The 6,668-nt window shown below is 37.9% G+C and carries 8 protein-coding genes; all 8 read right to left on the bottom strand.

The window, feature by feature from the left end:
- Positions 1-109: 109 nt before the first annotated feature.
- Complete coding sequence (locus ACMA47_RS23180) at positions 110-364, bottom strand: hypothetical protein (RefSeq protein ID WP_413931673.1); 255 nt, start codon at positions 362-364, stop codon at positions 110-112.
- 25 nt (positions 365-389) lie between these two features.
- The gene (locus tag ACMA47_RS23175; RefSeq protein WP_413931672.1) at positions 390-1,910 is read right to left on the bottom strand and encodes a DoxX family protein; all 1,521 of its coding nucleotides are present in this window, start codon (positions 1,908-1,910) and stop codon (positions 390-392) included.
- A 136-nt stretch (positions 1,911-2,046) separates the two neighbouring features.
- On the bottom strand, positions 2,047-2,805 hold the full coding sequence (locus tag ACMA47_RS23170) for a hypothetical protein (RefSeq protein ID WP_413931671.1): 759 nt from the start codon (positions 2,803-2,805) through the stop codon (positions 2,047-2,049).
- Between the two features lie 284 nt (positions 2,806-3,089).
- Positions 3,090-3,566 carry a DUF3872 domain-containing protein gene (locus ACMA47_RS23165; protein ID WP_240582293.1) on the bottom strand — a complete coding sequence of 159 codons (477 nt, stop codon included), beginning with the start codon at positions 3,564-3,566 and terminating at the stop codon, positions 3,090-3,092.
- A gap of 15 nt (positions 3,567-3,581) precedes the next feature.
- Positions 3,582-4,139 carry a conjugal transfer protein TraO gene (locus tag ACMA47_RS23160; protein ID WP_413931670.1) on the bottom strand — a complete coding sequence of 186 codons (558 nt, stop codon included), beginning with the start codon at positions 4,137-4,139 and terminating at the stop codon, positions 3,582-3,584.
- Between the two features lie 11 nt (positions 4,140-4,150).
- Positions 4,151-5,035 carry a conjugative transposon protein TraN gene (gene traN / locus ACMA47_RS23155; protein ID WP_413931669.1) on the bottom strand — a complete coding sequence of 295 codons (885 nt, stop codon included), beginning with the start codon at positions 5,033-5,035 and terminating at the stop codon, positions 4,151-4,153.
- Between the two features lie 24 nt (positions 5,036-5,059).
- Entirely contained in the window at positions 5,060-6,394 is a 1,335-nt protein-coding gene (gene traM, locus ACMA47_RS23150) for a conjugative transposon protein TraM (protein ID WP_413931668.1), read from the bottom strand.
- Positions 6,375-6,656 carry a nitrogen regulatory IIA protein gene (locus tag ACMA47_RS23145; protein ID WP_413931667.1) on the bottom strand — a complete coding sequence of 94 codons (282 nt, stop codon included), beginning with the start codon at positions 6,654-6,656 and terminating at the stop codon, positions 6,375-6,377. The genes traM and ACMA47_RS23145 overlap by 20 nt, the downstream gene beginning before the upstream one ends.
- Positions 6,657-6,668 lie beyond the last annotated feature (12 nt).

Here is a 6,668-nt window from a genome sequence, read left to right as displayed (position 1 = left end):
AGATTGATTCCTCAACCTTCCTAATTTTAGAACGGAATTATTTGTGGCTTCGCAAAACTACTTTGTGCAACAGCCACAATTAGCATCCCTTTACTTTTAACGCCAACCACTAAGGTAAGATCTCGTGCAGAACCTTTCCACATTCTGTCGGACTGATAAATCTTTGTAATTCTACTGAATTATCAGCAGACCAGGTACAAACAGGGTTAGTTTCCTCTTCACCACACATTTGTTCGGTCTCGATACACAGCCCTTGGCTTTCATCAAAGCGATAAGCTGTTTCATTAAATTTTGCCATGTTTCCGGCAACTGCTGCGCCAGCACCCATTGCTACAAGGAGTGCGGGTAATAACAATTTTTTCATCTTAATTTGTTTATAATTTCTCTGCCTACTCTTTGTGGAGGTTTTCAGCATCCCCTCTTATATAATTTCTTTTTATAATATCGCGAATCCGGTATCGTACAACTTCATCGCCACGCAGAACATACATATATTTCTCAGTTATCATGAAATCGTGCATTTTCATCTCTTTTTTATTATAGATGTAAAAGCTTCCGATATATTCCTGACGGTCTGTACGGTACATATCGATCACCTTGGCTGCTTTCCACGCTTCTCGCGATTCAAGCTTACCCATAAGATCCGATTGGTTGAAGAGTACTCCTCCATAAGAAACGCTCTGACGATTAACCTTCAATGGTGGCGCATTCATTTTGTGCCTTCCATCGGCAAGCTTTGTTATTTTGATCTGGGCAATCCGTGTTGTATCAATAGTATTGAACTTATTCTTCAAATTCAGCCTATCGTCCATAATTAGATACTCATTTCTATACAGGTAGGTGTAAATTAAATTCTTCTGCGATCTGTCGTAAGTTATATTGCCATCTACATCAAACACACCGTCTATTTGTTTTTGTAAAAGCTCCGGAAATAATTTTATCTTCGGTACAGCATTCAGATCAAGAAGCGCCAGAGTAAACTGTTTGGTCGCGCTACTCTGTGTTCTAAGCGCAAAACGGGCTGAATCTAAAACAATGAGCTGATTAAAATATGCATCCTGAAAACTCAAAGTTTTAGCGTTTGGATTTCCCAACCTACCACTGTAAATAATTGGGATTGTGCCGTCATAGAAATAGTAAAATCCGTTATTTACCTGCAGCCTCAAATTAGAAAATTTATGATTCATATTGTCCGGCTCGATCTTCATTAACTGATCGTTCTGGAGCCCAGTATCTGCAGTGATCAGAATCTGTGGGAAAATTCTATTTCCAAGATAGACGTGCCCATCATCATAACCTGCAAAATAATAGTCAGGATTATCCAGATCCAGAATCTTTTTTTCCTCAATAACGGGATGAACGAGGAAACGCCTTGTGAAATTATTTTCCTTTTTAACAATATGTTCAGATCCCAGAAACAGTAAAATCACAATGACACAGGTCAGCACAGCGGTAATAGTGGAAAAAACTAACGCTTTACGAATTTTATTCCCTCTATTCCTGCTGAGCACTACAATTGCCGCAAGAGCTAATAATACAAAGCAAATATTGAATATCAGATGTTCCTTCCAACCCAATTTTTCAAGTATACCGCCACAACTACAGGGAATGAAATCACTATAATTTAAGATCAGGTAAATGTAAATAGTAAAAGCCACCATTAACGCCAGTGATCCGTATAATGCAATAAGTCTGGTTTTGGGTAAGCATAACGCAATTGCTACGGAAAATTCGATGATAAGGATAAGATAGGATATAATTCCAGCATAAGCACTTAATAAAGGAGATTGCGCAAGCTGCACCTGAAAGTTCTCAAAGTCAAGCAATTTACTGGCAGAAGCATATATGAAAAGCAAAGCAAGAAGAATGCTTACCGTTTTTACAAAATATTTTTTTACTAAGCCTATCATAATCATTGGCATTGATTATGACAAATTTCGCTATTAGGGTAAAATTAAATATTGACAATATTAACAATTATATACCAATATGTAATAAACTTATACCAATATGCAACAAAAGTATGTACAATAGTAACTTAAAATATTATAAATTAGCTAATCGAGGAATTGTTGTCAAACCAATTCCGTGACGAATGAAAGCCTTGTACATATTCTGATAGTCAAGAAATCTATTTTTGAATGCAACCTGCTTTAAGCTCATCTTCGTGAAAACAATATCCTGAACAGCCTCTATCATATTCTTTTTTAACCAGAAGCTATAAAAGGAATCCCCAAAACATACTTTGCAGTCCCGTTGGAAATGATTGTAATTATATCCTTTTTTTTCTATAAATGTTCTCAATGTCTGCTTTTCATCAGAAATATAAGAATCAAGTAAGTCCTTAACATAGGTTACCTCAGATGGGATATTTTTTATTTCGCTTTTAGGTAGACATAGATCAACTATATGCAAAAAGCTTCTCTTAATATTCTCTATCCGGTATAAACCTACTACTAAATGCATATTATCCTTATCTGTATATCTCGTTTGAACTGGTATTACATCTTTAAACAGCAGTTTTTTGTGACTAAGGGCGCGCAAGATTTCGTTTACTGGCCGCTCATATATATTAGGCTCTGTAAAATTATAATAACCCAAATGATTTGTAATAGAAGCTTCGTTCGATATAAAATTTAGTTTTTTTAAAAAGGAGAAATAAAAATCGGTAACCACTTTGAAACGATTGGAAATTTCATGTAGGTCTGAGAAAAATCCAGCAGATTTTACGAAATTAAGATCGCAAAATATAGATAGGTTTTGCTCCGCCATAGCGTCCAATAATGAAACAATATAAAAATTCATCACAATCTATAAGTTGACATCAAAATTAGACCGATCTCAGGGATAGCAAAAATAAGTTTCCGTATAGTGTAATTTATGGTCTATAGTTTATATAAATCTAACATTTTTACCCTAATAAAGAAATATTTCCATGTAAAAAAATCATCTCACTTTCTCGCGCATACATTTACTAATTAATTGTAACAAAAAAGGACAGCCATTGGCTGTCCTAATGAGCATGCTCTCACTCTGGTAGTGTAAGGCCTTCGCCCTATTTTTACGGTAATACTTTTATAAATATAATATTATCTAACCGGACCGATAATGATCGGACCCAATTTTTTGTTGTTAAATTGAAAAGAAATTTGCTTTTCATTACCAAAACTGTCTACTATCCACACATCAAATTGTTGTGAAACTAAAGATTGTGAGGTATAATACAAGCGAAATTCTTTCTCGGCCAAGGGATAAAGATCGTTCGGTAAATAAGGTTTATAACCTGAATAATTTAAAATGCCCTGTCCATCGTTCTGAAAATAACGTATCCGGTAGGTATTACCTGTATAATTTCCGTTTGAAATGATAGAAAATCTGATCTCAACAGTTTCACCCATTCCGATTTCCTTTGGTACTGGCATCACCTTCACCTCAAAAGGGAAAACTTCCTGTACATCCAAAACCTCTTTATCACATCCGGAAAGTAACGTAATTCCCAGCATAGCAATAAAGCCTAGAAAAAGCGTTCCTATCGACATTTTCCACTTATTAATTAAATTTTTCATTTTATTCGCTGATTTTCAAAAGTTAAAACGTAAACCGACACCCGTTGAAGGTCTGAACCGCTCAAGATCTGTTCCCCAAAGCACCCTTATGCGACCTTGCAGCATAAAAACAATCCGGTCTGAAAGGTATGTCTCGAGCGACAATCTCCCGCTGCTCCCAAAAACAAATCCATTATTACTTTTTAGAAGCCCCCCATCCAAAAGGAGACTGTCTCCCCTATTGACAGATTCATAGCCCACAACTCCAGTTATACCTCCATTCAGCGTAATAAATTTTCTTGAATCCGAGAGAAGCTTAAAACTATAACCAACCTCTCCGATGAAGTCTTCTAAAGGAATTTCCCAATTTTTGTAGTCTACGGTCTTTCTTTGATATTCCACTCCCCAGATCCAATAGTTGCCATGTTTCGCAAAACTGTTCAGTGTCAGATTTAGATAGAAATTTTTGCCTACCCTTTCTGTATTTAGAAGTCCCGTATTAATTTCCAAAGATTTCTGTTTATAGACCATTCTCTGTGCATGTAATTTGATGCTCAAAATCGCCAGTACCAAAAAGATGATATATTTTTTCATAATTCGCTGCTTTATTGAGTGACTTTAATCTTCATTTCAGATACAGGCTTTGCGGCAACCAAATCCGAATTTTCAATTTCCAGAACCTGGTTCCTTGCGCCATTCCTTTCAAAAATTTCAATTCTTAGCACCTGTTCATCGGTGATTGTGAACTGATCCAGAAGTATGACGTTGCCAGCGATTGAATTATCCGAGATTACTTCAAGATCGGGATATTGCCTTACCGGAACCAATTGCTTTTCCTGAGATACTGTTCTTTTCGCAATCTGTTTATCCACTATTTTGTAGGTACAGAAGTCAACGACAAAAGGTACATTGGATCTGTTCTTCACTTCAAGATGAAAATAAAACTTTCCATTGTGGACATAGATTCCCTTAAGAATTGACTGAATGCCATAGGATCTGGCAGCGATATGCCGTACATATCTTTTATTCTGCTGATAGATGGTTTTAAGTACAATTTCTGTTAAAGATGGTGGATTAAAACCGAGCTCTTCAAACTGAACGTTTCTTCCTTCCTCACGCTCAACATCAGTTTTCATTTTCTTTAGATCATAACTCAACGTATAAGGATCAGCATTATAAATAACATTAAAGCTATAAAATTGCCCATCCTCTGTGATCACGCTGAAATTGGTTTCCTCTGCAAAGTCCTTAACCGCGGCCTTTATACGCAGGACGTTCTGCGCATCCTCAGCTTTTTCCGCAATCAGATAATTCGATCCCAGGTCTGTGTACCTGATCGCTACCGGAAAAATCAGGTGGCAGGTTTTATTATAGGTAACTTCCAGCCTATAAGGTTCGACCCTTCCCGCTTCAAGAGACTGTTGTCCAAAGGTCTTGATGAACAGTCCTACAAAAAGCAGGATCATAAGTGTATTTTTGATTGATATCATAGTATGATTATTATTGTTGTTATATTACTTTTTTGTCAACAGGAGTACCGGATGCCCTGATCTCACTGTTACCTTAACAGCTCTCAGCTTTTTAGAAAAAAAACCGGAAACTCCCTGAATCAAGCCCCTGCTCAGATCACTGGCAACCTGCTGGCCCGCAGAACGTGACATCGAAATATTCATTCCTGAACTCTGGCTCATGTTAGCCGCTATCTCTCCTGCGGCATTGATCTCATCTGTTCGTGGGACAAGTAGCCCAAGCTGACCGTCCGTGCCATAGACTAGAATCTCAACCGGAACTATATTTCCGGATACTTCAACTGCGCTGATCTTTAGCTGTAACCTGTTACCCTGAAATTTGGTATCGGCAACCAGTTCGGTTCCTTTGGGAACATAATGACCGCCAATAGTGGCATTTTCGGATAACCTCAACTTTAGAGACCCGTCGCCTGATAATGTTTTTGTTTCCATTACCATTGCACGTATGCTGTTCCTGACAACATCGCTTTGAACAACTTGTCCTGGCGTTATAAAACCCATGTTACGATCTCCGATCCCATTTAAAATCTCCGATGTGTCCTCTTCCCGATAGAGGGCTGAGACGACACTCTTTTTCAGCACCTTCAAACTTTCGGTTTTCCCTTTTTTGCCCGGTAGAGCAGTTGTTTTAACTGCAGTTGAATCCATATTCTGTCCAACTTTCACCGTAGGGCTTGCGGGTCCACCATTTGCTGACGGAAGATAGCGCGAAGCCATTTCGTATGATTTTTCCATTAATGCGAGCTGATCCTTATAGGTAGGTGCCTGCGGGACATCTTTTTCTGAAAGCTTATCTTTGAGTTCATCTACCTGTTTACGAAGTGCCAATTTCTCACGGTCATCATCCCTGTAAAACGAGCCCAGAGTTTGCTGCGCATTCTGATAACTGCTCAACGAACTATTCTGTGCACCGCTCATCCCATATCCCCCTGAGTTTCCTGCAATAACCTTCGAAACTGGAGTTTCAGCGTTAACCGATGTGTCTGCACCACTCCAATAATCTGACAAAGACATCAGGGAATTACGCTTTGCCGCTTCCCTTTCCTCAACCATCTCTTTTTCATATGCCTTTTGTTTATCGGCCTGCAGTCCTTTATCCGTTGCCTCGGGTACTGCATTTTTTAAACCTTTGTCTTTATTTTCCTCACCACTATTTTTAGGCTTAAATATTAAGTAAAGACAGGCGATGAAAACAATGGCCATCAGGCCAAAGATGATGGGCTTTTTAAGCTTATCATTTTTTGAGGAACTACTTTCCGGATTTTCTGTAGAATCTTCATCCACAATTAAACTGATCCTCTTATTCTCTTTCTCTTCCATTGTGTATAGTTTTAGGATTTCTAACAGAATCTTTCAAAGAAGATTCATTATGAATTACTGCGGACACCTCGATATGGCTTATATCGATTTTATCCCCTTTTCCCAGATCATAAAATACCTTGACCAGTACGCCTACGCCCATAAGCAGGTAGAATGCGAATAGATAAAGTACATATCTGATCTGTTTACGGACGGGTAAATTCCGCCATCTCAGATCGAGCTTCTCAAGCTCATTATCAATTGTTGTTCTAATATTTTTCATTTTTTAAATTTT

The sequence above is a fragment of the Chryseobacterium sp. T20 genome (assembly GCF_047345655.1).
Taxonomy (GTDB): domain Bacteria; phylum Bacteroidota; class Bacteroidia; order Flavobacteriales; family Weeksellaceae; genus Chryseobacterium.
Note: the sequence above shows the minus strand (reverse complement) of the source record. Positions and strands in the feature narration are given on the sequence as shown.

What these genes read in the sequence shown, in the direction of transcription:
- ACMA47_RS23170 (WP_413931671.1), bottom strand. Translation starts at nt 2,805, where the DNA reads ATGAATTTTTATATTGTTTCATTATTGGACGCTATGGCGGAGCAAAAC.
- traN (WP_413931669.1), bottom strand. Translation starts at nt 5,035, where the DNA reads ATGATATCAATCAAAAATACACTTATGATCCTGCTTTTTGTAGGACTG.
- ACMA47_RS23145 (WP_413931667.1), bottom strand. Translation starts at nt 6,656, where the DNA reads ATGAAAAATATTAGAACAACAATTGATAATGAGCTTGAGAAGCTCGAT.
- traM (WP_413931668.1), bottom strand. Translation starts at nt 6,394, where the DNA reads ATGGAAGAGAAAGAGAATAAGAGGATCAGTTTAATTGTGGATGAAGAT.
- ACMA47_RS23160 (WP_413931670.1), bottom strand. Translation starts at nt 4,139, where the DNA reads ATGAAAAAATATATCATCTTTTTGGTACTGGCGATTTTGAGCATCAAA.
- ACMA47_RS23165 (WP_240582293.1), bottom strand. Translation starts at nt 3,566, where the DNA reads ATGAAAAATTTAATTAATAAGTGGAAAATGTCGATAGGAACGCTTTTT.
- ACMA47_RS23175 (WP_413931672.1), bottom strand. Translation starts at nt 1,910, where the DNA reads ATGATAGGCTTAGTAAAAAAATATTTTGTAAAAACGGTAAGCATTCTT.
- ACMA47_RS23180 (WP_413931673.1), bottom strand. Translation starts at nt 364, where the DNA reads ATGAAAAAATTGTTATTACCCGCACTCCTTGTAGCAATGGGTGCTGGC.